Origin of the sequence: Pseudomonas paraveronii, from assembly GCF_963681955.1 — a bacterium.
GTDB classification, from domain to species: domain Bacteria; phylum Pseudomonadota; class Gammaproteobacteria; order Pseudomonadales; family Pseudomonadaceae; genus Aquipseudomonas; species Aquipseudomonas paraveronii.
Window position 1 is genome coordinate 1,395,372 of record NZ_OY817130.1, and the last position, 24,569, is coordinate 1,419,940.

Annotated in this window: 20 protein-coding genes; 10 read left to right on the plus strand and 10 right to left on the minus strand. The window is 62.1% G+C overall.

Annotated features, from left to right (window positions below; genetic code table 11):
- Positions 1-98 precede the first annotated feature (98 nt).
- From U5A08_RS06170 to U5A08_RS06180, 3 genes are all read left to right on the plus strand, one after another.
- On the plus strand, positions 99-2,000 hold the full coding sequence (locus U5A08_RS06170) for a potassium transporter Kup (RefSeq protein ID WP_321850772.1): 1,902 nt from the start codon (positions 99-101) through the stop codon (positions 1,998-2,000).
- A gap of 225 nt (positions 2,001-2,225) precedes the next feature.
- On the plus strand, positions 2,226-3,332 hold the full coding sequence (locus U5A08_RS06175) for an NADH:flavin oxidoreductase/NADH oxidase (protein WP_321850774.1): 1,107 nt from the start codon (positions 2,226-2,228) through the stop codon (positions 3,330-3,332).
- Between the two features lie 271 nt (positions 3,333-3,603).
- Positions 3,604-3,789 carry a hypothetical protein gene (locus U5A08_RS06180; protein ID WP_253393673.1) on the plus strand — a complete coding sequence of 62 codons (186 nt, stop codon included), beginning with the start codon at positions 3,604-3,606 and terminating at the stop codon, positions 3,787-3,789.
- Positions 3,790-3,861: 72 nt separating this feature from the next.
- Here U5A08_RS06180 and U5A08_RS06185 read toward each other — a convergent pair whose 3' ends face one another.
- The 8 genes from U5A08_RS06185 to U5A08_RS06220 form a co-directional block, all read right to left on the minus strand.
- A complete protein-coding gene (locus U5A08_RS06185) occupies positions 3,862-5,487 on the minus strand; it encodes a glucan biosynthesis protein D (RefSeq protein ID WP_321850775.1) in 1,626 nt (541 codons plus the stop codon).
- Between the two features lie 354 nt (positions 5,488-5,841).
- Entirely contained in the window at positions 5,842-7,266 is a 1,425-nt protein-coding gene (locus tag U5A08_RS06190; protein WP_321850777.1) for a gamma-aminobutyraldehyde dehydrogenase, read from the minus strand.
- Positions 7,267-7,326: 60 nt separating this feature from the next.
- A complete protein-coding gene (locus tag U5A08_RS06195; protein ID WP_150292796.1) occupies positions 7,327-8,136 on the minus strand; it encodes an ABC transporter permease in 810 nt (269 codons plus the stop codon).
- Complete coding sequence (locus U5A08_RS06200) at positions 8,126-9,055, minus strand: ABC transporter permease (RefSeq protein ID WP_247404959.1); 930 nt, start codon at positions 9,053-9,055, stop codon at positions 8,126-8,128. The genes U5A08_RS06195 and U5A08_RS06200 overlap by 11 nt, the downstream gene beginning before the upstream one ends.
- A gap of 1 nt (position 9,056) precedes the next feature.
- Entirely contained in the window at positions 9,057-10,091 is a 1,035-nt protein-coding gene (locus tag U5A08_RS06205) for an ABC transporter ATP-binding protein (RefSeq protein WP_321850782.1), read from the minus strand.
- Between the two features lie 141 nt (positions 10,092-10,232).
- Positions 10,233-11,384, minus strand: coding sequence for a putative ABC transporter substrate-binding protein YdcS (ydcS, locus tag U5A08_RS06210; protein ID WP_247407787.1), 1,152 nt, complete (start codon positions 11,382-11,384; stop codon positions 10,233-10,235).
- A 74-nt stretch (positions 11,385-11,458) separates the two neighbouring features.
- Positions 11,459-12,916, minus strand: a complete 1,458-nt coding sequence (locus tag U5A08_RS06215) for a gamma-aminobutyraldehyde dehydrogenase (RefSeq protein WP_247407789.1) — start codon at positions 12,914-12,916, stop codon at positions 11,459-11,461.
- Positions 12,917-13,048: 132 nt separating this feature from the next.
- Positions 13,049-13,960 carry a LysR family transcriptional regulator gene (locus U5A08_RS06220; RefSeq protein ID WP_253393681.1) on the minus strand — a complete coding sequence of 304 codons (912 nt, stop codon included), beginning with the start codon at positions 13,958-13,960 and terminating at the stop codon, positions 13,049-13,051.
- A 168-nt stretch (positions 13,961-14,128) separates the two neighbouring features.
- Between U5A08_RS06220 and U5A08_RS06225 the strand changes: the two genes are divergently transcribed.
- Positions 14,129-14,839 carry a tellurite resistance TerB family protein gene (locus U5A08_RS06225; RefSeq protein ID WP_253393682.1) on the plus strand — a complete coding sequence of 237 codons (711 nt, stop codon included), beginning with the start codon at positions 14,129-14,131 and terminating at the stop codon, positions 14,837-14,839.
- A gap of 54 nt (positions 14,840-14,893) precedes the next feature.
- On the opposite strand, the gene U5A08_RS06230 is transcribed toward U5A08_RS06225, so the two are convergent.
- Positions 14,894-15,508 carry a hypothetical protein gene (locus U5A08_RS06230; protein ID WP_253393683.1) on the minus strand — a complete coding sequence of 205 codons (615 nt, stop codon included), beginning with the start codon at positions 15,506-15,508 and terminating at the stop codon, positions 14,894-14,896.
- Entirely contained in the window at positions 15,505-16,944 is a 1,440-nt protein-coding gene (locus tag U5A08_RS06235; RefSeq protein ID WP_253393684.1) for a PAAR domain-containing protein, read from the minus strand. Before U5A08_RS06235 ends, U5A08_RS06230 begins: the two co-directional genes overlap by 4 nt.
- Before the next feature lie 216 nt (positions 16,945-17,160).
- On the opposite strand from U5A08_RS06235, the gene U5A08_RS06240 reads away from it, so the two are divergent.
- The 6 genes from U5A08_RS06240 to cheB are packed head-to-tail and all read left to right on the plus strand — an operon-like array spanning position 17,161 to position 24,549.
- Complete coding sequence (locus U5A08_RS06240) at positions 17,161-18,783, plus strand: methyl-accepting chemotaxis protein (RefSeq protein WP_253393685.1); 1,623 nt, start codon at positions 17,161-17,163, stop codon at positions 18,781-18,783.
- Positions 18,783-19,295, plus strand: coding sequence for a chemotaxis protein CheW (locus tag U5A08_RS06245; RefSeq protein ID WP_247405126.1), 513 nt, complete (start codon positions 18,783-18,785; stop codon positions 19,293-19,295). Before U5A08_RS06240 ends, U5A08_RS06245 begins: the two co-directional genes overlap by 1 nt.
- On the plus strand, positions 19,292-20,551 hold the full coding sequence (locus U5A08_RS06250; protein WP_253393686.1) for a CheR family methyltransferase: 1,260 nt from the start codon (positions 19,292-19,294) through the stop codon (positions 20,549-20,551). The genes U5A08_RS06245 and U5A08_RS06250 overlap by 4 nt, the downstream gene beginning before the upstream one ends.
- Positions 20,544-21,245: a chemotaxis protein CheW gene (locus U5A08_RS06255; protein ID WP_253393688.1), complete on the plus strand. Its 702-nt coding sequence runs from the start codon at positions 20,544-20,546 to the stop codon at positions 21,243-21,245. The genes U5A08_RS06250 and U5A08_RS06255 overlap by 8 nt, the downstream gene beginning before the upstream one ends.
- Positions 21,242-23,542 (plus strand): hybrid sensor histidine kinase/response regulator, encoded by a 2,301-nt coding sequence (locus U5A08_RS06260; protein ID WP_321850793.1) that lies wholly within the window; start codon positions 21,242-21,244, stop codon positions 23,540-23,542. The genes U5A08_RS06255 and U5A08_RS06260 overlap by 4 nt, the downstream gene beginning before the upstream one ends.
- Positions 23,539-24,549 (plus strand): chemotaxis response regulator protein-glutamate methylesterase, encoded by a 1,011-nt coding sequence (gene cheB, locus U5A08_RS06265; protein ID WP_253393692.1) that lies wholly within the window; start codon positions 23,539-23,541, stop codon positions 24,547-24,549. Before U5A08_RS06260 ends, cheB begins: the two co-directional genes overlap by 4 nt.
- The last annotated feature ends 20 nt before the right edge of the window (positions 24,550-24,569 follow it).

The following is a 24,569-nucleotide window of genomic DNA, read 5'->3' on the forward strand; positions in this document are numbered from 1 at the left end:
AATAAAACGTCTGTTACGAGAAGTAAAACAGCGCATGCTAAGGTCAGCTTAGATGCGTTGTTTATAAGAGACCTCAGGTCATAGGGCAGGAGTGGTTGATGGGTCAGGCAAGTAGTCAGGCAGCGGGTGCCGAGCATTCCAACGCCAAGCCGATTGGTATGCTGGTGGCAGCGGTCGGGGTAGTTTACGGCGATATCGGGACCAGCCCGCTCTACACCCTTAAAGAGGTGTTCAGCGGAGGTTATGGGGTTCAGGTCAACCATGACGGAGTCTTCGGGATCCTGGCGCTGATCTTCTGGTCGCTGATCTGGGTCGTTTCGATCAAGTATGTGTTGTTCATCCTGCGCGCCGACAACCAGGGTGAGGGCGGCATCATGGCCCTTACCGCGTTGGCGCGGCGGGCGGCGTCGCCGTATCCGAAACTGCGCTCGGTGCTGGTAATTCTCGGGTTGATCGGCGCGGCGCTGTTTTACGGCGACAGCATGATCACCCCGGCAATCTCGGTGCTCTCGGCGGTAGAAGGCCTGGAACTGGCCTTTGAGGGACTTGAACGCTGGGTCGTGCCGTTGTCGCTGGTGGTGCTGGTGGGCCTGTTCCTGATCCAGAAACATGGCACTGACCGCATCGGCAAGCTGTTCGGGCCGGTCATGGTGTTGTGGTTCCTGGTGCTGGCGGGCCTGGGCGTGCATGGCATCAGCCAGCATCCGGAAGTACTCAACGCGTTGAACCCGGTGTGGGGTGTGCGTTTCTTTATAGTCCACCCTGGCATGGGTGTGGCGATTCTCGGCGCCGTGGTGCTGGCATTGACCGGTGCCGAAGCGCTGTACGCCGACATGGGCCACTTCGGGCGCAAACCCATCGCCCGTGCGTGGTTCGCCCTGGTGCTGCCGGCGTTGGTGCTCAACTATTTCGGCCAAGGTGCGCTACTGCTCGAAAACCCCGAAGCGGCGCGTAACCCGTTCTACCTGCTCGCACCGAGCTGGGCGCTGATTCCGTTGGTGGTGTTGTCCACCCTGGCCACGGTGATTGCGTCCCAGGCGGTGATTTCCGGCGCGTTCTCCCTGACCCGTCAGGCGATCCAGTTGGGTTACATCCCGCGCATGCACATTCAGCATACGTCCAGCGCTGAACAAGGGCAGATCTACATCGGCGCGGTGAATTGGTCGCTGATGGTCGGCGTGATCCTGCTGGTGTTGGGCTTCGAGTCGTCCGCCGCGCTGGCTTCAGCCTACGGCGTGGCGGTGACTGGCACCATGCTGATCACCAGCATCCTGGTGTCGGCAGTGATGCTGTTGCTGTGGAAATGGCCACCGGTGCTGGCGATTCCGGTGTTGATCGGTTTCCTCTTGGTGGACGGGCTGTTCTTCGCCGCCAACGTGCCGAAAATCATCCAGGGCGGTGCGTTCCCGGTATTGGCGGGGATCGTGCTGTTTATCCTGATGACGACGTGGAAACGCGGCAAGGAACTGTTGATGGACCGCCTCGACGAGGGCGGCCTGCCGTTGCCGATCTTTATCGGCAGTATCCGCGTGCAGCCGCCCCATCGCGTGCAGGGCACCGCGGTGTTCCTCACCGCGCGGCCCGACGCGGTGCCCCATGCGCTGTTGCACAACCTGCTGCATAACCAGGTGCTGCACGAGCAAGTGGTGTTGCTGACGGTGGTCTACGAAGACATTCCCCGCGTTCCCGCCGCACGGCGCTTCGAGGTGGATGCCTACGGCGAAGGGTTCTTCCGCGTGATCCTGCACTTCGGCTTTACCGATGAGCCGGACGTGCCCGAAGCGCTGAAGCTGTGCCACCTGGATGACCTGGATTTCAGCCCGATGCGCACCACGTACTTCCTCAGCCGCGAAACGGTGATCGCCTCGCGCATCAAAGGCATGGCCCGCTGGCGCGAAGGCTTGTTTGCGTTCATGTTGAAGAACGCCAACGGCAACCTGCGTTTCTTCAAACTCCCGGTCAACCGGGTGATCGAGCTGGGCACCCAGGTCGAAATGTAAGCGGCTGTTGAACGGGAGCCGGCAATCGGCTCCCGTTTTACCTTCTGAACCCTGTGCGATCCCTCGTTGTCGACTAGGCTCTAAGCACTGTTGTGTAGGAGCGGGCTTGCCCGCGAAAAACCTTAACGGTAACGCGTCGATCCTGGATAAACGCGGCGCCCATGAGGCTTTCGCGAGCAAGCTCGCTCCTACAGAAGTGCCCAAAAAGCCAAGAAGAGGTGCGCCATGAGTCAGTTGCTCGAACCCTACACCCTGCGCCAATTGACCCTGCTCAATCGCATTGCCGTGTCGCCAATGTGCCAATACTCCAGCGTCGATGGCCTGGCCAACGACTGGCACCTGGTCCACCTCGGCAGTCGCGCCGTCGGCGGGGCCGGGCTGATTTTCACCGAAGCCACCGCCGTCACCGCCGAGGGCCGTATCACCGCCGAAGACCTGGGCCTGTGGAACGACGCACAGATCGCCCCGCTGCAACGCATCACGCGCTTTATCGCGGCCCAGGGCGCGGTGGCCGGGATTCAACTGGCCCACGCCGGGCGTAAGGCCAGCACCCATCGGCCGTGGATCGGCAAGCACGGCAGCCTCAAGCCGGAAGACGGCGGCTGGGTGCCGGTGGGGCCGTCGCCGATTGCCTTTGACCCGAACCACACGCAGCCCCGTCCGCTGGACGACGCGGGGATCGAGCAAGTGATCGCTGATTTTGTCGCCGCAGCCAAGCGCGCGTTGACCGCCGGTTTTGAAGTGGTGGAGATCCACGCCGCTCACGGTTACCTGCTGCATCAATTCCTCTCGCCCATCAGCAATCAGCGTCAGGACCAGTACGGCGGAACCTTTGAAAACCGTATCCGCCTGGTACTGCGAGTCACCGAAGCGGTGCGCGAAGTCTGGCCGCAAGACCTGCCGCTGTTTGTGCGGGTGTCGGCCACCGACTGGGTGGAAGACGGCTGGAACCCCGATGAAACCGTGGAGCTGGCGCGCCGCCTGAAAGACTTGGGCGTCGACCTGATCGACGTGTCCTCCGGCGGCACCGCCGCCAACGCCGAGATCCCCATCGGCCCCGGCTACCAGACGCGGTTTGCCGAGCGCGTGCGCAAAGAGTCGGGCATCGCCACCGGCACCGTGGGCATGATTACCGAGCCGGCCCAGGCCGAACACATCCTGCGCACCTGCCAGGCCGACATCATCTTCCTCGCCCGAGAACTGCTGCGTGACCCTTACTGGCCGTTGCATGCCGACGATGACCTGGGTGGGCGCAAGGCGACCTGGCCGGCCCAGTACCAGCGGGCGACCCATCGGGATCAGCCGATTCATGAGTCTGATCTCAGGGATTGATCCTTCATCGGCTCCAACAAAACCCACCCTGACCCGGTGGGTTTTTTTTGCCGGGAGCTGTGGGATATGGCTGTAGGTATTTATTCCTGACCCAATTATTTAAGTGAATACTCTAAAAAAATCCCACACGTCACGAGATTGTTTCTACGCTTAGGGTAAGTCTGATTTCTGGCCCAGGGAGTCAGTCGGTTTGTCTACCGAGGCATTGCGCTTCACGGCAGGCGGGTAATGGGCACACGGAGTTTTTGATCGATATCAGGAGAAACAGTCCATGGCCAAGTCCTATGGTGTAGCGGGTGTGGTGGCGTCTTTTCTGAACCGCGGGGTGTCCTTGCGCGCCCGAAGGTTGAGTTCCGATGAGGCTGAATTGGTGGCGCAGTATCGCGCCCTGACCGAGAACGATCAGGTGGCGATGCGCTATCTGATTGGGGCGATGAAAAGTGTGTCGCGGTTCTGAAACGCCGGTAACCAGTGGGGGAGCGGGCTTACTGTGCTGAGCAAGCCCGTTCCCTCATTATGGGTCAGGGGCTCAGGTGTACTTGCGCTGCTCGGGTGCCGGCGGGAAGTACTGGTACAACCAGGTTTCACTCAAGGTGCGGTCCTGGGTGCGGATAAACAGGCGCAGCTCCACCGGCTCCACGCTGTCGCTGGTCGGGTACCAGTCGAACAGGATGCGATAGCCCTTGATGTTGTCCAGCACCAGCACGCTGAAGTCTTTCACTTCACCGTTGGAGCAGGTCACCACCGGCTCGATACCGGTGCCGGGTGGCAGGCGATCCAGGCCGCCGCCCTTGAAGTCCACGGCAAACCGGCGCGCCCAGACGGGCGGGTAATGCTCGCCCGGTGCCCAACCCTCGGTGAAACCGCCCATGCCTGAACGTGTGGCGTCGACTTGCGCCAACGGCGTGCTTACCGGCGGCAGGGCGCTCCAGTACAACTTGTAGCCATAGTTGAGCGAATCCCCCGCGGCCACGGGTTTTTTCGGGGTCCAGAAGGCCACGATGTTGTCCAGGGTTTCGCCGGTGGTCGGGATCTCCAGCAGGTCGATCGAGCCTTCGCCCCACGCGGTGGTCGGTTCGACCCACAGGCTTGGGCGCTTGCTGTACCAGTCGACAGTGTCCTGGTAGCTGGCAAATTCATGGTCGGTCTGCACCAGGCCGAAGCCTTTCGGGTCGGTGTCGGCGAACGCATTGAATTGCAGCTTGGCCGGGTTGTTCAGCGGACGGCAGATCCACTCGCCGTTGCCGCGCCACATCGCCAGGCGGTCCGAGTCATGGATTTGCGGGTGGAGGGTGTCGCACATGCGTCGTTCGTGGGTACCACAGCTGAACATGCTGGTCATCGCGGCAATGCCCAGTTGTTCGATGGCGGTGCGCGCATTGATGTTCGCGTCGATGGTCATCACCACCTGGCTGGCCTGGCAGTCGATATCGAAACGGTAGGCGCCGGTGGCGCTCGGCGAGTCGAGCAGGGCGTAGACCACAAAGCGCGTGGCGTTTTTGTCCGGGGTTTCGAACCAGAACTGCGTGAAGTCGGGGAATTCCTCGCGTTTTTTCGCGTAGGTATCAATCGCCAGGCCGCGTGCGGAAAGGCCGTACTGCCCGGTGGAATCCACCGCGCGGAAGTAACTGGCGCCGAGAAACGACAGCACGTCGTGGCGATCCAGCTCCGGCGCCTTGAACAGCTTGAAGCCGGAGAAACCCAGATCGCCGGTCAGTTGTTGGGTGTCGACCGTGGATTTTTCATAGTTGAACAGCGAAGGGCGGAAATGCACTTCGCGGGCTTCACGGGTCTTGGGGTCGACGCTGTGCATGCGCACGGGCGTCTTGAAGCCCATGCCGACGTGGAAAAACTGCACGTCCAACTGGCCGTTCAATTCCTTCCACAGCGAATGGTTGCCGTCGTAGCCGATGGCATTGAAGTTCTGCGGTGTCATGCTCGCCAAGGTTGGCGGCAGCACCTGTTTGGTGTCTTTATACGCGGTCCCGGCGAGTTGCTTGGCCTGGGCCTTCAGCGTTTCGAAATCGAACGCCACGGCTTTGCCGTCGGCGGCGCGGTTCCCGGCCCAGGCCTGCGCGGCCAATAGGCCGCTGGCCGATAAACCGGTGTAAGCCGCAATGGCCATGGACGCTTTGAGCAAATTCCTGCGGTGCATAGAGACAACCTGTCGTGAGCAAATCCCGCGCCGGCCCTGGCACGTGCTGGATCAGAAATAACGGTTCGGACCTACCTTCGGCCAAACGCAACGGACATTAAACAGACGCCGCATAGCTTAAGCGGTTCGATGGCGTAGGAAAAATGATTGATAGCGGGATGATGGCTTGGCAAATGCGACAAGACATTTCCGGGCCGTGAGTGAGCACATTACCCGGGAATTATGAAGGTCCGATGTGGGAGGGGCTTGCTCGCGACAGGCGCCTGGACACCGCGTTTAATCGGATGCCCCGCATTATCGTTGGCGTTCTTCGCGAGCAAGCCTGCTCCTACAGTCAAGGCATCAGGGTGAGGTTCAGTGCTTGAACATCACATGGCGCACGGTGGTGTAGTCCTCCAGCCCGTACATGGACATGTCCTTGCCATACCCCGACAGTTTCTGACCGCCGTGAGGCATTTCGCTGACGAGCATGAAGTGGGTGTTCACCCAGGTGCAGCCGTACTGCAAGCGTGCGGCCAAGCGGTGGGCACGTCCGACATCCGCGGTCCACACAGACGACGCCAAGCCGTAGTCCGAATCGTTGGCCCAGCCCAGCACCTGTGCTTCATCGCTGAACTTGGTCACCGACACCACCGGGCCGAACACCTCGCGGCGCACGATCTCATCGTCCTGCTGCGCATCGGCCAAAACCGTCGGTTCAAAGAAGAAACCGTTGCCTTCCACCGCTTTGCCGCCGGTCACCAGGCGGATGTGCGGCTGCGCCACGGCACGTTCGACGAACCCGGCCACGCGGTCGCGGTGTTGCGCGGTGATCAGCGGGCCGAGCTCGGTGGTCGGGTCATCCTGCAAGCCGTACTTGATGCTGGCGACTGCGGCGCCGAGTTTCTCGACGAACGCGTCGTAGATCTCCGCTTGGGCATAGATGCGGCAGGCCGCGGTGCAATCCTGGCCGGCGTTGTAGAAACCGAAGGTGCGAATGCCTTCCACCGCCGCCTCGATGTCGGCGTCGTTGAAGATGATTACCGGTGCCTTGCCGCCCAGCTCCATGTGCATGCGCTTCACGCTGTCGGCGGTGCTGGAGATGATGTTGGCGCCCGTGGCGATGGAGCCGGTCAGCGACACCATGCGCACTTTAGGGTGGTTCACCAACGGGCTGCCCACGGTAGGCCCACGGCCGAAGACTAGGTTGAGTACGCCAGCCGGGAAAATCTCCGACGCCAGTTCGACCATGCGCAAGGCGGTCAGCGGAGTTTGTTCCGACGGCTTGAGCACCACGGTATTACCGGCGGCCAGGGCCGGGGCGATTTTCCAGGCGACCATCATCAATGGGTAGTTCCACGGGGCAATGGAGGCGATCACGCCCACCGGATCGCGGCGGATCATCGAGGTGTGGCCTGGCAGGTATTCACCGCCGGCCGAGCCGCTCATGCAGCGGCTGGCTCCGGCGAAGAAGCGGAACACATCGGCAATCGCCGGGATCTCGTCATTCAGCGCAGCGCTGTAGGGTTTGCCGCAGTTGTCCGACTCCAGTTTGGCCAGCTCTTCGCCGTGGGCTTCGATCACGTCCGCCAGTTTCAGCAGCAGCAGCGAGCGATCCTTGGGCGCGGTTTGCGACCAGCTTTCAAACGCCGCGTCGGCGGCACGCACGGCGGCGTCGACCTGGGCTTCGCTGGCTTCCTTGATTTCCACCAGCACACGGCCCAGCGCCGGGTTGAACACCGCTTGTGCCGGGCCTTCGCCTTCGACCAGTTGGCCGTTGATCAAAAGTTTGGTTTGCATGGTTCATTCCTCCAAAAAACTATTGTTATTGCCCTGAAGAAACCGGGTTCAATGGAAAAGTTACTTACCGCCACTGCCTGCCACGCTTTCACCGCCGCGGGTCAGGTAATAGGCACCCAGAATCGGGAACATCGTCACGATCATCACCAGCATCGCCACCACGTTGGTCACCGGCACATCCCGCGGGCGACTCAACTGGTTGAGCAGCCACAGCGGCAAGGTGCGCTCATGCCCGGCGGTGAAGGTGGTGACGATGATTTCGTCGAATGACAGTGCAAACGCGAGCATGCCGCCGGCCAGCAGCGCCGAGCCCAGGTTGGGCATGATGATGTAGCGGAAGGTCTGCCAGCCGTCGGCGCCCAGGTCCATCGAGGCTTCGATCAGGCTGTGGGAGGTGCGGCGCAGGCGGGCGATCACGTTGTTGTAGACGATCACCACGCAGAAGGTCGCGTGGCCGACGATGATGGTGAACATCCCGGGCTCGATGCCCAGCGTCTTGAAGGTCGCCAGCAGGGCGATCCCGGTGATGATCCCCGGCAGCGCGATCGGCAGGATCAGCATCAGCGACACGCCTTGCTTGCCGAAGAACTCGCGGCGATACAGCGCGGCTGAAGCGAGCGTGCCGAGGACCATGGCGATCAGGGTGGCAATGGCTGCGATCTGCAGCGACAGCTTGATCGCTTCGAGCACGTCCGGGCGGGCGAAGGCCACGCTGAACCACTTCAGGGTGAAGCCCTGGGGCGGAAAGCTGAACGCCGCTTCTTCGGTATTGAAGGCATACAGGAAGATGATCAGGATCGGGAAGTGCAAAAATACCAAGCCGCCCCAGGCCGCAATCTTCAAGCCGAGTGATGATTTCTCAGAGTGCATCGAAGGCCCCCAGGCGTTTGACGATGGACAGGTAAACCGCGATCAGCACGATCGGCACCAGGGTGAACGCCGCGGCCATGGGCATGTTGCCGATGGCGCCTTGCTGGGCGTACACCATGCCGCCGACGAAGTAACCCGGCGGCCCGACCAGTTGCGGCACGATGAAGTCGCCCAGGGTCAGCGAAAACGTGAAGATCGAACCGGCCGCAATCCCCGGCACCGACAGCGGCAGGATCACTTGCATGAAGGTCTGGCGCGGCTTGGCGCCCAGGTCCGCCGAAGCCTGCAGCAACGACGGCGGCAAACGCTCCAGCGATGCCTGGATCGGCAGGATCATGAACGGCAGCCAGATATAGACGAACACCATGAACCGCCCCAAGTGCGAGGTGCTCAAGGTGCTGCCGCCCACGCCGGGAATCCCCAGCACGAACTGCAACACCGGCTCCAGGCCCAGGTGCTGCACAAACCATTGCGCCACGCCGCCCTTGGCCAGCAGTAAGGTCCAGGCGTAGGCCTTGACGATATAGCTGGCCCACATCGGCATCATCACCGCGATATAGAAGAACGCCTTGGTCTTGCCCGTGGTGTAGCGCGCCATGTAATAGGCGATCGGGAAGGCGACGACGGCACTGGCGATCGACACCACAATCGCCATGCTCAGGGTGCGCAGGATGATGTCGAAGTTCGACGGCTGGAACAGCGCGGCGAAGTTGGCCAGGGTCAGGTCCGGCGTGACCGCCATGGTGAAGTCGTCGAAGGTGTAGAAGCCTTGCCACAGCAGGGTCAGCAACGAGCCCAGGTAGATCGCGCCGAACCAGATCAGCGGCGGTATCAGCAGCATCGCCAGGTAGAGGTTGGGCTTGCGGTACAGCAGGTTGGAAAACCTGCGCATCGGCGGTTGGGTCAGGGCCAGGCTCATGTCACACCTCGCCTGTGTGGTCGGTCAGGGTGGTCATGGCGGCCTGCGCCCAGCGCACGGTGATGGGCTGGCCGACCTGATAGCCGTTGCTGGTGTCCAGCCACTGGTTATTCGCCTGGCTGATGTTCAACGCCTGGCCGTTCGCCAGTTTCAGTTCATAGCGGGTGGCGCTGCCCTGGTACTGGATGTCATGCAACAGGCCGCTGATTTCCACTTCGCCGGCCGCCAACGGGCCTTCGGCAAAGCGCACGTGCTCGGGGCGGATCGAGAACGGCTGCGGGCTGCCGCTGAGGCGCTGGGCCAACTCGCCGCGAATCACATTGGAGGTGCCGACGAATTCGGCGACGAATGCGGTGGCCGGTTTCATATAGAGGTTGCGTGGGGTGTCGACCTGTTCGATGCGGCCCTTGTTGAACACGGCCACGCGGTCAGACATCGACAGCGCTTCGGTCTGGTCGTGGGTCACGAAGATAAAGGTGATGCCGAGCTGGCGTTGCAGCTTTTTCAGCTCGCTTTGCATCTGTTCGCGCAGCTTGAGGTCGAGGGCGCCCAGCGGTTCATCCAGCAGCAATACGCGTGGGCGATTGACCAGCGCGCGGGCCAGGGCCACCCGTTGGCGCTGGCCGCCGGAGAGCTGCACCGGCTTGCGCTCGCCGTAGCCGCCGAGGGCGACCATGGCCAGGGCTTCTTCGGCGCGGTCGAGGCGCTCGGTCTTGCCCACGCCTTTGACTTTCAGGCCGTAGGCCACGTTGTCGCGCACATTCATGTGGGGGAACAGCGCGTAATCCTGGAATACGGTGTTGACGTCACGCTGATACGGCGGCAAGCCGGCGGCTTCTTCGCCATGAATCCGGATCGAGCCGGCGCTCGGCTGCTCGAACCCGGCGATCAGGCGCAGGCAGGTGGTCTTGCCCGAGCCGGAAGGGCCGAGCATGGAAAAGAACTCGCCGTCCTGGATATCGATGGAAACCCGGTCAACGGCTTTCACTTCGCCGAACTGACGGGAAACGTGGGTGAATTGGACTGCAAGCGTCATGGTGCGGTGCTCCCAAAAGGCGCGGGTCGTCGCAGCGGCCCGGCCTGGACTTCTGAAAAAACAGAACATCTGTGAATGCGGTCAACCCTGTGGGAGGGGGCAAGCCCCCTCCCACAGGGGATCTATGCCGTCTGCAGGGTCTTACCTGCCGCCCATGATCGCGATGTAATCCTGGGTCCAGCGGCTGTACGGCACGAACTTGCCGCCTTCAGCCTGCGGGGTTTTCCAGAAGGCGATCTTGTCGAACTGGTCGAAACCGTTGGTCTTGCAACCCTCGGCGCCGAGCAATTCGCTGCCGGTGCAGGCCGCAGGCACCGCCGGCAGGGAGCCGAACCAGGCGGCGACATCGCCCTGGACCTTCGGTTGCAGCGACCAGTCCATCCATTTGTAGGCGCAGTTCGGGTGCTTGGCCTCGCTGTGCAGCATGGTGGTGTCGGCCCAGCCGGTGGCGCCTTCCTTGGGAATGGTCGAGGCAATCGGCTGTTTCTCGTTGATCAGGCCGTTGACCTGATACGGCCAGGCGCTGGAGGCGACCACGCCTTCGTTCTTGAAGTCACTCATTTGCACGGTGGTGTCGTGCCAGTAGCGGTGGATCAACGGTTGCTGCGCACGCAGCACTTCGAGCACGGCTTTGTACTGGGTTTCGGTCAGCTCATACGGGCTCTGGATGCCCAGTTCCGGTTTGGTCGACTTGAGGTACAGCGCCGCATCGGCGATGTAGATCGGGCCGTCATAGGCTTGCACGCGGCCTTTGTTCGGCTTGCCATCCGGCAGGTTCTGCGCCTCGAACAGCACGTTCCAACTGGTGGGCGCGGTCTTGAACACGTTGGTGTTGTACATCAGCACGTTCGGCCCCCACTGGTACGGAGTACCGTAGGTTTGCTGGCCGACCACGTACCACGGCGCATCTTTCAGGCGCGGGTCGATGTTCTTCCAGTTCGGGATCAACGCGGTGTTGATCGGCTGCACCCGCTTGCCGCCGATCAAGCGCAGCGACGCATCGCCTGACGCGGTGACCAGGTCGTAACCGCCCTTGGCCATCAAACTGACCATTTCGTCAGAGGTGGCGGCGGTTTTCACATTGACCTTGCAGCCGGTTTCCTTCTCGAAACCTGTGACCCAGTCGTAGGCTTTGTCGCTTTCGCCACGTTCGATATAGCCGGGCCAGGCGACGATATCCAACTGGCCTTCGCCGGCACCTACCGCCTTGAGCGGTTCGGCGGCCTGCAGGCTGGCGCTGGCCAGCAGCGCGGTGGTCAGGGCACTGAGCAGTGCGGTCTTATGCGCGGACATGGGGAATCCCTCTTCTTTAATTATGGTCGGGGCAGTTTTTTGCAGCCGGTGACGCATGAGCTTAGTTGTTGTTTTTAAAGGTGCTGGCCGTGGCGGGCCATGATGTGCCGCACCACGCTGTAGTCCTGTAGCGAATCGCTGGACAGATCTTTGCCATACCCGGAGCGTTTCAAGCCGCCGTGGGGCATTTCGCTGACCAGCATGAAATGGCTGTTGATCCAGGTGCAGCCGTATTGCAGACGCGCCGCCACCTGCATGGCCTTGTCCAGGTTCTCGGTCCACACCGACGAGGCCAGGCCGTATTCGGAGTCGTTGGCCCAGTCCACCGCCTGCTCCAGTTCGTCGAAGCGGGTCACAGTGACCACCGGGCCGAACACTTCGCGCTGGACGATTTCATCACTTTGTTTACAGCCGGCGAGCAAGGTCGGCTGATAAAAGAAGCCCGCGCCGGAATGCACGGCGGCGCCGGTGACGCGCTCGATATGCGGTTGGCCGAGGGCGCGTTCGACAAAACTGGCGACGCGGTCGCGCTGGCGCGTGCTGATCAGTGGGCCGAGTTCGTTGTCGGCGTCGCGCTTGCCGGCAAAGCGCAGGCTGCTGACCGCCGCACCCAGGTCGGCGACCAATTTGTCGTGAATCCCCGCCTGGGCGTAGATGCGGCACGCGGCAGTGCAGTCCTGGCCGGCGTTGTAGTAACCGTAGGTGCGCACGCCTTCGACCACGGCTTGCAGGTCGGCGTCGTTACACACGATCACCGGCGCCTTGCCACCCAGTTCCAGGTGCGTGCGTTTAAGGGTTTTCGAGGCGGCCTGCAGGATTTTTTGCCCGGTGACGATATCGCCGGTCAACGACACCATGCGCACCTTCGGGTGGCTGACCAGATGGCTGCCGACGCCTTCGCCGCCGCCGCACAGAATGTTGATCACCCCGCGTGGCAACAATTGGCTGAGGGCCGGGGCCAGGGCGAGGATCGACAGTGGCGTGTGTTCCGACGGCTTGAACACCAGGGTATTGCCGGCGGCCAGGGCCGGGGCGATCTTCCACGCGGCCATCATCAGCGGGTAATTCCACGGCGCAATCGAGGCCACCACGCCAATCGGATCACGCCGCACCATGCTGGTGTAGCCCGGCAGGTATTCGCCGCTGAGCTGGCCGGTCTGGCAGCGCACGGCGCCGGCAAAGAAGCGGAACACATCGACGGTGGCGCTCAAGTCATCCTGGCGCGCCAGGTGCAACGGCTTGCCGCAGTTCAGGGATTCCAGGCGGGCCAGGTAGTCGGCTTGGTGCTCGATGGCGTCGGCGATGCCCAGCAGAATGTTCGAACGCTGCTGCGGCGTGGTGCGTGACCAGCCGGCAAATGCGCGGTGGGCCGCGAGGATGGCGGTTTCAACCTGTTCGGTGCTGGCTTCGGCGATCTGGGTCAGCACTTCACCCGTGGCTGGGTTGAGAATCGGTTCGACAAAGCCCTGGCCCTGGACCAGTTCGCCGTCGATCAGCAACGCAGTGAGCAGCGGGGTGGGCGCAGCGGACATTTTTCGCGATCTCTTTTCTTGTGCGGTCATGGGCGTTCTCTTACAAGGCGCCCGACCTTCTCTCATGGATGTACCGAGACTAGAGGTCAGACGCGAGGCCAACAAATACTAAATACTGAATGCAGCATTCGATTAAATAGATGGCTTGCGGGGATGGGGCTGTTCCCGCGCCACGGTCAGGAACGGGTCGACCAGCGCCGGCCGTGCCGTGCCACGGCGCCAGGCGAGGCCGACGTCGAGGGTCTGGCTGAGGTCGGCGATGGGGCGCGCTTCAATAATGTCGCCTTCCAGGGACCACGGGCGGTACGTCATGTCCGGCTGGATCGACACGCCCAGGCCCGCGGCCACCAGGCTGCGCACGGCTTCGGTGGAGGCGGTGCGCAAGGTGACGCGTGGTTGCAGGGAGGCTGCGGCCCACATGCGTTGGGCGTTGTGGCCCATTTCGTCGACGTTCAGTTGAATCAACGGCTCACGCGCCACATCGGCCAGGTTGATGCTGTCGTGTTCCAGCAGCGGATGTTGCGCCGGCAGCCACAAGCGGTGGGGCGAGTGGGTGAGTACTTCGGTCTGCAGCGCGTGGCGGTCTTCGAGGTTGGAGAGGATCAACACGCCCACATCGATCTCGCCGCTGACCAGCAAATGCTCGATGTACGGGCGCTCATCTTCCATCACGCGGATTTCCACATTGGGGTAGGCGCGCTGGAAACGGGTGAGCAGGTCGGCCAGGTAATAACCGGCCACCAGGCTGGTCACGCCGACGATCAACTGCCCGGCCACCTGATCGGTGCTCTGCTGCAGGCTGCGTTTGGCGTTGTCGACGGTGGCCAGGATCAAGTGCGCCTGGCGCAAAAACTGATGGCCCTGGTGGGTCAGGGTCATGCCCTTGGCATGGCGGTTGAACAGGTTGACGCCGATTTCCTGCTCCAGTTGCTGGATCGCCAGGGTCAGGGTGGACTGCGAAATAAACGCGGTTTGCGCCGCCGCGGAGATCGAGCCGGTCTCGGCCACGGCGATGAAGTGCCGGATTTGACGCAAGGTCATCATGCTGGAATTACCAGTGGGGTGTTTTTATCGACTGACTCGAGTGTATATCGATTTAACCGAAGGATAGCCGCGTTACATCTGGAAGCACTCTAGATCAGGGTTTTTTAGCACTTAGTTTTACGCTGGGAGCCTATTGGTCCTATGAACCCTAGTGTCTGGAGGCTACGCATGAATACCCGTGGATTACTCGATCAACTGCTCAAGTCTGGTCAGGACATGTTGCAGAACAAGGCCGGTGGCCAGGGCAAATCCGACGACAAAGGCGCCCTGGGCGGGTTGCTCGGCAGTGGCGGGCTCGGCAGTTTGCTCGGCGGCGCCGGTGGCGGAGCCCTGGCGGCCGGGGCTATGGGCCTGCTGCTGGGCAATAAAAAAGCGCGCAAGTTCGGCGGCAAGGCCCTGACCTATGGCGGGCTGGCGGCATTGGGCGTGATCGCCTACAAAGCCTACGGCAACTGGCAGGCGCAACAGGCCAGCGCGCCCCAGGGCGAGCCGCAAACCATCGACCGCCTGCCAGCGGCCCAGGTCGAGCAACACAGCCAAGCCATCCTCAAGGCATTGGTGGCGGCGGCCAAGGCCGACGGGCATGTGGACGAGCGCGAGCGCGCGCTGATCGAAGGTGAATTCACCAAGCTGGATAACGACCGCGAATTGCAAAGCTGGCTGCATGGCGAGCTGAACAAACCCCTCGACCCGGCCGATGTGGCGCGGGCGGCAAGCACCCCGGAAATGGCCGCCGAGATGTACATCGCCAGTGTGATGCTGGTGGATGAGGAGAACTTTATGGAGAAGGCGTATCTGGATGAGCTGGCGCGGCAGCTTAAGTTGGAGCCCGGTTTGAAGGTTGAGCTGGAGAAACAGGTGCGCCAGGTGACGTTTTAAGGATCGTTCCCACGGATGGGAGCGATCAGGTAGTGACGGGTCTATCGGGTACGGTTAAGGAGGCCCCCATGGCGTGGCCAGTTGCAGCGTCATGAGGTAACGCTCCTCTGTGGGGCGTCTATCGTCCTTGAATCGTCCAACCACCAGCATCACTTGATACTGGTCACTTGCTCGCCAATAGGCTGTGCCGCCTCGGTTCACATTTCGTAGCCGGGCACGCCATTCCGGGGTGTCGGCGAATGGGGGGTTGGACGCGACACGGATGGGCGCCCAACCCGCCTTGCGCCATTGCTCCTGCAAATCCAGTACGACTTTGAGGGTGTCGTCGAGCAATAGTGGCTCGATTTGAGGTGACATACGAATACTGCCAACTCGCTCATCATCGAAGCCTATCGTGAAGAAGCGGGCCAAAGGGGTTACGAATCCGTATTTTGGATCTGTGTAGCGAAGTCGAGCATCGGATTTCGGCATTCTGAACCAGTGGTGTCCGGGAATCGCCGGCCCAATGCTTGCGCTGGAGCGCTGACGCATGTCTTCCCAGGGCTCGCCAAGCATCAGTGCTATTTCCGGATCTTCCGCGCTCAGGCGTATCGCTACCCATATGAGTGATGCTGCAACGACCAGTCCCGTTCCGCCACGTCGCCAACCTATCTTCGCGATCCGATTCATCGGCCCCCCCGGCTTTCAGCGATGTCTTCTAGCTCGAGTTCGATTCGATACCGCTCAGTGCTATTTAGTAGTGTGTGAAACCGCGCTGCAGCCTTGAGCACGAATGCCATACGCTGGTCGATATCGGCTAGATTGGCGAAGGGGTTGTTACTGAAATCAATGGTCCGACCGTCATCAGCGGTGCTGCATTGGTTTGCCAGTGTCAGTTCAATGGCTTGAGCGATCCCGGACGGTATACCCGTGACGTATGAAAGATGGTTGCTACGTAGCAGAGCCACTAGTTTTGGATCACCGTACATGGTCGGTTGAAGAATGTTTCGTTGTTCGTGGTCAGCCAGATGCTCAACACTTTTAGCAATGTCTCCATCGTCAATAGCCTTGAATGCATGCAATATTTCCGGGTAATCCCCCCCAAACCTCAACTTATCCTGCCCCACCGGCCACAACACCCGCTGTAGCCCATCCTCAAAAATGTTCTGGCGCGAGGACAGGCAGGTCTCAAGCAACCCCAACCCCCGCTCCTTATAAAACGCATGCAACGGAAACACATCCAAAAACAGCGTGGTATTGCCCATCGCCATCATCTCGTACACATGTTGATAAAGCTGCTGCACGCTCGATAACGGTTCACCCTCGCGCCGCCAATCAACATCAGGCATTGGGTTATTGCGGCTGGCTTGTTCATGGTCCCGCAGGCGCCGCTCATACTCCCGCAGCTTTGCCTGCCGTTCACGTTCCTCGGCGCTGAACAACCCCCAAACCCCTTTCCGGGCACTTCTTCGTAATTGCTCCGCCGCTTCAAATTCCGCCTGAATTTTCTCGATGGATTCTGCCGCGTGCAGCAAACCGCACCCCACTTGCTTGGAGGCAAACGCCGCAAGGCCAGCCCACTGAAAACGGTTATCGAGGCGCCAGAGCTGGGCATACGCCGAGTTGATGAGCCGGTTGCGCAACCTGGGGTCGGCGATCAGCTTGCCGCCGGGGGCGATCACGTCTTCTGCCTGCTTCTGGTAGAAGCGCCAATTGCGCTCGCAGGCTGACTCGAGTATTTCGCTGAAAGCGGAAGGTGTTGAGCTCGGGGCGGGGTTTTTCGCGGGCGCTGGTGCTTCCGATGCAGTCGCGCTTCGGCGGTGTACCGCGGAGTCTTCGGCGGTAAGGGTCTGAAACCGCTCGAACTGGTCGGCCAGCAGGCGCGGGGGCGGGTCGCATTTACAGCGGCAGAGATCGTCCGAGAGCGCCACCCGTCGCCCTCGTGCCCACTGCTCCAGGCGCGGGCCAACACAGACTATGACTCCGGTGGTTTTGCATACCGGGCAAAGCACCTCATGACCTTCAAGGGCGATATCCACTTGGGTGATGCAAAAGCCCGTCAAACCGCCGACGACGGTCCCGCCAGCGGTGGTCTTGGCTCCTCGGGTAATGAAATAACGGCGCATGCCAGCCGTGTCCTTTTGTTAGCAGGGACCAGCACGCTAGGCTCGGCGAGAAAAGCCCGGTAGTCGGACGCTTCGCGGGTTTTTGTAGGTTGGTTCTGTAATTACCTTCAGGGATGTTTTTGCATTCTGTGGGCACCACATCGAAACCCATTGATAAATGACGGCTTCTGCTCAGCTATACTCCCCCCCATTTGAATGGCCCTTCGAGGAAACACTGTGAAGAATTGGACCTTGCGCCAGCGGATTATGGCGAGCTTTGCGGTCATTATCGCGATCATGCTGCTGATGGTTGTGGTGTCCTACTCACGGTTGCTGAAGATCGAAGCCAGCCAGGAATCGGTACGTGACGATGCTGTGCCGGGGGTTTACCTCAGTTCGATGATCCGCAGCGCCTGGGTCGACAGCTATTTACTGACCATCGATATCATTGGTCTGCGCGCAGATAAAACCCTTACCAGCGCCGATAAAACCGACTTCAAGTCCTTCGAAGCGCGTATTGAACAGCAGATCGCCAACTACGAAAAAACCGTCAACAGCCAGGCTGATCGCATGGAGTTCGATAACTTCAAGGCGGCGCATATCAACTACAACAAGGCCCTCGTCGAGGTGCTGGCGCGCATTGAAGCCAATGACCTGCCGGGTGCGAACGTCTTGCTCGAAGAGCAATTGACGCCGATCTGGATCGAAGGGCGCATGAAGCTCAATGACATCATCACCGAAAACAAGAGCGTGTCTGACCTCGCCACGGCGGCCATCGACGAGTCGGTCCTGTCGGCCAAGATCAGCATGGCGGTGTCGCTGATCATCGCCATCTTCGCCGCCGGCCTGTGCGGCCTGCTGCTGATGCGCACAATCATTGCGCCGATGAAGCGCATCGTCGAGATCCTCGACACCATGCGTACCGGTGACCTGAGCAAGCGCTTGAACCTTGCGCGCAAGGACGAATTCGGCGCTGTCGAAACCGGCTTCAACGACATGATGACCGAACTGACGGCCCTGGTGTCCCAGGCCCAGCGTTCGTCTGTGCAGGTCACGACCTCGGTCACCGAGATTGCCGCCACCTCTAAGCAACAACAGGCCACGGCCACGGAAACCGCCGCAACCACCACCGAGATCGGCGCTACTTCGCGGGAGATTGCCGCCACTTCCAAGGATTTGGTCCGCACCATGACCGAAGTCTCCACCGCCGCCGACCAGGCCTCGGTCGCCGCCGGTTCCGGCCAGCAAGGCTTGGCGCGCATGGAAGAAACCATGCACTCGGTGATGGGCGCTGCCGAATTGGTCAACGCCAAGCTGGCGATCCTTAACGAGAAGGCCGGCAACATCAACCAGGTGGTGGTCACCATCGTCAAGGTCGCCGACCAGACCAACCTGTTGTCCCTCAACGCCGCCATCGAGGCCGAGAAAGCCGGTGAGTACGGCCGCGGCTTTGCCGTGGTGGCCACCGAAGTGCGCCGCCTGGCCGACCAGACCGCCGTCGCCACCTACGACATCGAGCAGATGGTGCGCGAGATCCAGTCGGCGGTGTCTGCCGGGGTGATGGGCATGGACAAGTTCTCCGAAGAGGTTCGCCGGGGCATGTTCGAAGTGCAGCAAGTGGGCGAGCAACTGTCGCAGATCATCCACCAGGTCCAGGCTCTAGCGCCGCGGGTGTTGATGGTCAACGAAGGCATGCAGGCCCAGGCCACCGGTGCCGAGCAGATCAACCACGCGCTGGTGCAATTGGGCGATGCCAGCAGCCAGACGGTCGAGTCCTTGCGCCAGGCCAGCTTTGCCATTGATGAACTGAGCCAGGTTGCGGTCGGTCTGCGCGGCGGCGTGTCGCGCTTCAAAGTCTGATGAGCGACCTCGCGGCTAAACACGGCGCCGTCCCGGCAGCGAAAAAGGCGTTGTTCCTGGTGTTCCACATCGGCGACGAACGTTATGCCCTCAAGGCCACGGAAGTGGCCGAGGTACTGCCGCGCCTGCCGCTCAAACCCCTCGCCCATGCACCGCTGTGGGTGGCGGGCATCTTTGCCCATCGCGGCGCGATGGTGCCGGTTGTCGACCTCAGTGCCTTGACCTTCGGCAAGCCGGCCCAGGCGCGGACCAGTACCCGGCTGGTGTTGGTCAACTACAAACCTGAGCCCTGGCTCGAGGCGCGTTGGCTGGGGCTGATTCTGGAGCAGGCCACCGAAACCCTGCGTTGCGACCCGGCGCAATTCAAGCCATACGGTCTGGACAATCCCCAGGCGCCCTACCTGGGGCCGGTGCGTGAAGATGCCTTGGGTTTGATGCAGTGGATCGGCGTCGCGGATCTGCTCACCAACGAAGTGCGCGCCTTGCTGTTTTCTGCCGAGTCGAGCCTATGAGCGACGACCCGCGCTTCTTTGCCTTCTTGAAAGAACGCATCGGCCTGGATGTGGCCTCGGTAGGCGAAGCCATCATCGAACGCGCCGTGCGCCAGCGCAGTCAGGCCGTAGAGGCCCAGACGGCGGATGAGTACTGGCACCATCTGCAACGCTCCCACGACGAACAGCAAGCGCTGATCGAAGCGGTGATCGTGCCCGAGACCTGGTTTTTCCGTTACCCCGAATCCTTTGCGACCCTGGCCCGCCTGGCCAAGGCGCGGCTGGCCGAGATCAACCAGTTGCGCGCGTTGCGCATTCTCAGCCTGCCCTGTTCCACCGGCGAAGAACCCTATTCGATCGCCATGGCCTTGCTCGATGCCGGCCTGGCGCCGCACCAGTTCAAGGTGCAGGGCATCGACGTCAGCCCGTTGTCGGTGGAGCGTGCCCTGCGTGGCGTGTATGGCCGCAACTCGTTTCGCGGCGGTGACCTTGAGTTTCGCGACCGCCACTTCACCGAGCAGGCCGATGGCTATCGCATCGACGACCGCGTGCGCGAACAGGTGCGCCTGCAAGTCGGCAACCTGCTCGACCCAGGGTTGCTCGCCAATGAGCCGAGCTACGATTTTGTGTTTTGCCGCAACCTGCTGATCTATTTCGACCAGCCGACACAAAAACAAGTGTTCGACGTGCTCAAGAACCTGACTCACGTGGACGGCGTGCTATTTATCGGCCCGGCCGAAGGCAGCCTGTTGGGGCGGCATGGCATGCGTTCGATCGGCGTGCCGCAGTCGTTTGCCTTTAGCCGACACACCGAGCCGGTCAAGCCTGAGCCGGTCTTTGTGCCGATGCCCGTGCCCCCGCCTCGGCACAGCGTCGCACCGATCCCGCCCAAGCCGCGCCCGTTCAGCACGTTCAGCGCCCAGGTGGTGCCGATCAGCGCGCCGGCGTCGGACGCTGGCGACCTGCTCAACCAGATCGCGATCCTGGCCAACGAAGGCAAAAGCGCCGAAGCCCGCGCCGCCTGCGAACGCTATTTAAGCCAACATCCGCCGGCCGCCCAGGTGTTTTACTGGTTGGGGCTGCTCAGCGATGTGGCCGGCAGCGCCCTGGAAGCCCAGGGGTTTTACCGAAAAGCCTTGTACCTGGAACCGCAGCACCCGCAGGCCCTGATGCAACTGGCCGGGCTGCTCGAAGCCCAGGGCGACACTGCGGGGGCGCGCCGTTTGCAGGCGCGAGCCGCGCGTAGCGAGCTGACAGTGAGCAAAAACCATGAGTAGCCCCAACGCGCTCGACACTGCAGGCCTGGACCTGACGATAGCCGACGCCCAGGCCATCGACGATTGCTGGAACCGTATCGGTATTCACGGTGACAAGTCCTGCCCGTTGCTGGCGGACCATATCCACTGCCGCAACTGCTCGGTGTACTCTGCCGCCGCCACCCGCTTGCTGGATCGCTATGCGTTGCAGCACGACGATCGGCGCCCGGTCGCCGCTGCCGAAGCCGGCGAAGATATCGTCACCCGCTCCCTGCTGATATTCCGCCTCGGCGAAGAATGGCTCGGGATCGCCACCCGCTGCCTGGTGGAAGTGGCGCCGCTGCAACCGATTCATTCCCTGCCACACCAACGTTCCCGCGCATTGCTTGGCGTGGCGAACGTGCGCGGCGCGCTGGTGGCGTGCCTGTCGCTGGTCGAGCTGTTGGGCCTGGACACCACCAGCCACGGCACCCCCGGCGGGCGTATCATGCCGCGCATGTTGATCATCGCCGCGCAGGACGGCCCGGTGGTGGTACCGGTGGATGAAGTCGACGGTATCCATGCCATCGACGAGCGGACGTTGACGGCGGCGTCAGCCTCCGGCACCCAGGCCAGCGGCCGCTTCACCCAGGGTGTGTTGCAGTGGAAGGGCCGCAGCCTGCGTTGGCTGGACGAGGCTCAGTTGCTGTCTGCCGTGACCCGGAGCCTCACATGACCCCCGACCAGATGCGCGATGCCTCGCTGCTGGAGTTGTTCAGCCTGGAAGCCGATGCCCAGACCCAGGTACTGAGCGCGGGCCTGCTGGCCCTGGAACGTAACCCGACCCAGGCTGACCAGCTCGAAGCCTGCATGCGCGCTGCGCACTCGCTCAAAGGCGCGGCGCGGATTGTCGGGGTGGACGCCGGGGTTAGCGTGTCGCATGTCATGGAAGATTGCCTGGTCAGCGCCCAGGAAGGTCGCCTGTATCTGCAACCGGAGCATATCGACGCGTTGCTGCAAGGCACCGACCTGCTGATGCGCATCGCCACGCCGGGCAATACCGTGGGGCCGGCGGATGTCGACGCGTATGTGGCATTGATGGAGCGCCTGCTCGACCCGTCGCAGCCAACTGCCAAGGTTGCGCCGCAGCCCGCGCCCGCGCCTGCCCCTACGGCTGCGCCTGCGCCTGCGCCGGTGATCGAAGCGCTGCCCGCCGCCGAACCCGAGCCTGCGCCGCCCCTCGGCAGCGAGCCGCCGCGCCAGAACAAACGCATGACCGAAGGTGGCGAGCGCGTCCTGCGTGTGACCGCCGAGCGCTTGAACAGTCTGCTGGACCTGTCGAGCAAATCCCTGGTGGAAACCCAGCGGCTCAAGCCTTACCTGTCCAGCCTGCAACGCCTCAAACGTATCCAGGGCAACGGTGTGCGTGCGCTTGACCACCTCGACGGCCACCTCAAGACCGTCGGCTTGAGCCTGGAGGCCCAGGAGGCCTTGGCCGATGCCCGCCGCCTGCTGAGCGAAGCCCAGGCCCTGCTGGCGGAAAAAGCCGTCGAGCTCGATGAGTTCGCCTGGCAGGCAGGTCAGCGCGCCCAGGTGCTTTACGACACCGCGCTGGCCTGCCGCATGCGCCCGTTTGCCGATGTGCTCGCCGGCCAGGCGCGCATGGTGCGCGACCTCGGCCGTAGCCTGGGCAAGCAGGTGCGCCTGGAGATCGAGGGCGAAAAGACTCAGGTCGACCGCGACGTGCTGGAGAAACTCGAAGCGCCGCTTACCCACTTATTGCGCAATGCCGTCGACCATGGCATCGAAGCGCCCGAACAGCGCCTGCTGGCGGGCAAACCGGCCGAAGGCTTGATCCGCCTGAGAGCCTCACACCAGGCGGGCTTGCTGGTGCTGGAACTGAGCGATGACGGTAACGGCGTCGACCTCGAACGCCTGCGTGGCACGATCGTTGATCGGCACTTGTCGACCCAGGAAACCGCTTTGCACCTCAGCGAGGAGGAGTTGCTGACGTTCCTGTTCCTGCCGGGCTTCAGCCTGCGCGACAAGGTCACCGAAGTGTCCGGGCGCGGCGTCGGCCTGGATGCGGTGCAGCATATGGTCCGCCAGTTGCGCGGCGCGGTGGTGCTGGAGCAAGCGGCGGGGCAGGGCAGTCGCTTCCATTTGGAAGTGCCGTTGACCCTGTCGGTGGTGCGCAGCCTGGTGGTGGAAGTCGGCGAAGAAGCCTATGCCTTCCCGCTGGCGCATATCGAGCGGATGTGCGACCTGGCGCCCGAGGACATTGTGCAGCTCGAAGGCCGTCAGCATTTCTGGCATGAAGGCCGGCATGTCGGCCTGGTCGCCGCCAGCCAGTTGTTGCAGCGCCCGCCGGGGCAAGGTAATGAAGAGACGTTGAAGGTGGTGGTGATCCGCGAACGCGATGCGGTGTATGGCATTGCCGTGGAGCGTTTTATCGGCGAGCGCACGCTGGTGGTGCTGCCGCTGGATGATCGGTTGGGCAAGGTCCAGGATATTTCCGCCGGCGCGTTGCTGGACGATGGCTCGGTGGTGTTGATCGTCGACGTCGAGGATATGCTGCGTTCGGTGGACAAACTGCTCAACACTGGTCGCCTGGAACGTATCGCCCGGCGCAGCCAACAGGCCGCCGAAGTCCCGCGTAAACGGGTGCTGGTGGTGGATGACTCGCTCACGGTGCGAGAGTTGCAACGTAAACTGCTGCTTAATCGGGGTTATGAAGTGGCCGTTGCGGTCGATGGCATGGACGGCTGGAACGCCTTGCGCTCCGAAGACTTCGACCTGCTCATCACTGACATTGATATGCCTCGTATGGACGGGATCGAATTGGTCACACTCTTGCGCCGTGATACTCGCCTGCAATCGTTGCCGGTGATGGTGGTGTCCTACAAGGATCGCGAAGAAGACCGACGCCGTGGACTCGACGCCGGCGCCGACTACTATTTAGCCAAAGCCAGTTTTCACGATGACGCCCTCCTTGACGCCGTGGTGGAACTGATCGGAGACGCGCGGGCATGAGGATTGCGATCGTCAATGACATGCCCATGGCTGTGGAGGCGTTACGCCGCGCGGTGAGCTTTGAACCCGCGCACCAGGTGGTGTGGGTGGCCAGCAATGGCCTGGAAGCGGTGCAGCGCTGCGCCGAATTGACCCCGGACCTGATCCTGATGGACCTGATTATGCCGGTGATGGATGGCGTGGAAGCCACTCGGCAGATCATGGCCCAGACCCCGTGCGCGATTGTGATCGTCACCGTCGACCGCCAGGCCAATGTCAGCCGAGTGTTCGAAGCCATGGGGCACGGCGCTCTGGATGTGGTGGATACGCCGGCCCTGGGCGTCGGTAATCCCAAGGACGCCGCCGCGCCGTTGTTGCGCAAGATCCTCAATATTGGCTGGCTGATCGGCCAGCGCGGCAGCCGTGTGCGCGCCGAAACCGCGCCGCCGCGCAACACCGGCAAACGCCAGAGCCTGGTGGCGATCGGTTCTTCGGCCGGCGGCCCGGCGGCCCTGGAAATCCTGCTCAAGGGCTTGCCCCGGGACTTTCCCGCCGCCATCGTGCTGGTGCAGCATGTGGACCAGGTGTTCGCCGCCGGCATGGCCGAGTGGCTGACCAGCGCTTCCGGCCTGCCGGTGCGCCTGGCCCGCGAAGGTGAGCCGCCACAAAGCGGGGTGGTGCTGCTGGCCGGTACCAATCATCACATCCGCCTGTTGAAAAATGGCACGCTAGCCTATACGGCCGAGCCGGTGAACGAGATTTACCGGCCGTCCATCGATGTATTTTTCGAAAGTGTGGCCAGCCACTGGAATGGTGATGCCGTCGGCGTACTGCTGACCGGCATGGGCCGCGACGGAGCCCAGGGGCTTAAATTAATGCGGGAACAAGGATATCTGACCATCGCCCAAGACCAGCAGAGTTCGGCGGTGTATGGCATGCCCAAAGCGGCGGCGGCGATTGATGCTGCTGTTGAAATTCGCCCACTGGACAGAATTGCGCCCCGGCTGCTGGAGGTATTTACAAAATGATCGATACCCCCGGCAATGCT

Bases quoted from the DNA above. Each gene is read 5' to 3' on its own strand.
- U5A08_RS06170 (WP_321850772.1), top strand. From the start codon at position 99: ATGGGTCAGGCAAGTAGTCAGGCAGCGGGTGCCGAGCATTCCAACGCC.
- U5A08_RS06175 (WP_321850774.1), top strand. From the start codon at position 2,226: ATGAGTCAGTTGCTCGAACCCTACACCCTGCGCCAATTGACCCTGCTC.
- U5A08_RS06180 (WP_253393673.1), top strand. From the start codon at position 3,604: ATGGCCAAGTCCTATGGTGTAGCGGGTGTGGTGGCGTCTTTTCTGAAC.
- U5A08_RS06185 (WP_321850775.1), bottom strand. From the start codon at position 5,487: ATGCACCGCAGGAATTTGCTCAAAGCGTCCATGGCCATTGCGGCTTAC.
- U5A08_RS06190 (WP_321850777.1), bottom strand. From the start codon at position 7,266: ATGCAAACCAAACTTTTGATCAACGGCCAACTGGTCGAAGGCGAAGGC.
- U5A08_RS06195 (WP_150292796.1), bottom strand. From the start codon at position 8,136: ATGCACTCTGAGAAATCATCACTCGGCTTGAAGATTGCGGCCTGGGGC.
- U5A08_RS06200 (WP_247404959.1), bottom strand. From the start codon at position 9,055: ATGAGCCTGGCCCTGACCCAACCGCCGATGCGCAGGTTTTCCAACCTG.
- U5A08_RS06205 (WP_321850782.1), bottom strand. From the start codon at position 10,091: ATGACGCTTGCAGTCCAATTCACCCACGTTTCCCGTCAGTTCGGCGAA.
- ydcS (WP_247407787.1), bottom strand. From the start codon at position 11,384: ATGTCCGCGCATAAGACCGCACTGCTCAGTGCCCTGACCACCGCGCTG.
- U5A08_RS06215 (WP_247407789.1), bottom strand. From the start codon at position 12,916: ATGTCCGCTGCGCCCACCCCGCTGCTCACTGCGTTGCTGATCGACGGC.
- U5A08_RS06220 (WP_253393681.1), bottom strand. From the start codon at position 13,960: ATGATGACCTTGCGTCAAATCCGGCACTTCATCGCCGTGGCCGAGACC.
- U5A08_RS06225 (WP_253393682.1), top strand. From the start codon at position 14,129: ATGAATACCCGTGGATTACTCGATCAACTGCTCAAGTCTGGTCAGGAC.
- U5A08_RS06230 (WP_253393683.1), bottom strand. From the start codon at position 15,508: ATGAATCGGATCGCGAAGATAGGTTGGCGACGTGGCGGAACGGGACTG.
- U5A08_RS06235 (WP_253393684.1), bottom strand. From the start codon at position 16,944: ATGCGCCGTTATTTCATTACCCGAGGAGCCAAGACCACCGCTGGCGGG.
- U5A08_RS06245 (WP_247405126.1), top strand. From the start codon at position 18,783: ATGAGCGACCTCGCGGCTAAACACGGCGCCGTCCCGGCAGCGAAAAAG.
- U5A08_RS06250 (WP_253393686.1), top strand. From the start codon at position 19,292: ATGAGCGACGACCCGCGCTTCTTTGCCTTCTTGAAAGAACGCATCGGC.
- U5A08_RS06255 (WP_253393688.1), top strand. From the start codon at position 20,544: ATGAGTAGCCCCAACGCGCTCGACACTGCAGGCCTGGACCTGACGATA.
- U5A08_RS06260 (WP_321850793.1), top strand. From the start codon at position 21,242: ATGACCCCCGACCAGATGCGCGATGCCTCGCTGCTGGAGTTGTTCAGC.
- cheB (WP_253393692.1), top strand. From the start codon at position 23,539: ATGAGGATTGCGATCGTCAATGACATGCCCATGGCTGTGGAGGCGTTA.